The 557-nt window shown below is 47.8% G+C and carries 1 protein-coding gene and 1 pseudogene; one reads left to right on the forward strand and one right to left on the reverse strand.

What is annotated here, in order from left to right:
- Positions 1–196 precede the first annotated feature (196 nt).
- Positions 197–388: pseudogene (locus ACQY5R_RS18285) on the forward strand (GNAT family N-acetyltransferase); the annotation flags it as partial.
- A 35-nt stretch (positions 389–423) separates the two neighbouring features.
- On the opposite strand, the gene ACQY5R_RS18290 reads toward ACQY5R_RS18285, so the two are convergent.
- Positions 424–557 (reverse strand): helix-turn-helix domain-containing protein (locus ACQY5R_RS18290; RefSeq protein ID WP_428610721.1); only part of this gene is annotated, 134 nt, incomplete at its 5' end.

Here is a 557-nt window from a genome sequence, read left to right on the forward strand (position 1 = left end):
TGAGTTACCTGTTTGATGCCTGCAGGTGCCTGCCAGTGCCAGACGTGGAATCACTCCCACTCGATTGTAAACGAGCCATTTTATTCTATTACATTCAATGGCATGTTTTCCTGCCAAACGGTAATACCATGAAAAATACCATGCTCAGAATACCCTTCACAAAGATCGCAAAAACAATTCCGATTGATCGCTGTATGTGTGGTATTCGCTATTCACTTCGCCTCCTTTCGCTTGCCAGTGCATAGCCTCAAAGTTGTATACAGCTGCATTGAAGATGCTACAGAAGGAAAGTATCGACAGAATCAACACCGCCGCAAGTCTTGAGGCGCAGCCATTCTTCGAACATCAGGGTTTCCAGGTAACCAGGGAAGAGACAGTGATGCTAAATGGCGTACCGCTTAGACGCTTCGTCATGGAAGTTCATCATGTTTCCAATGCCCGGCGCAGCCCACGAAAGCGTTTACGATATTGTGTGGGAGTCACACCCACCTTGCGGCGAAACAAGCGACCGAAAAAGGCGGCATCTTCATATCCAACTTCCTGAGCAACGGCTTCAA

The organism is Sedimenticola sp. (assembly GCF_050289425.1).
In the GTDB taxonomy this organism is placed as follows: Bacteria; Pseudomonadota; Gammaproteobacteria; order Chromatiales; family Chromatiaceae; genus Sedimenticola.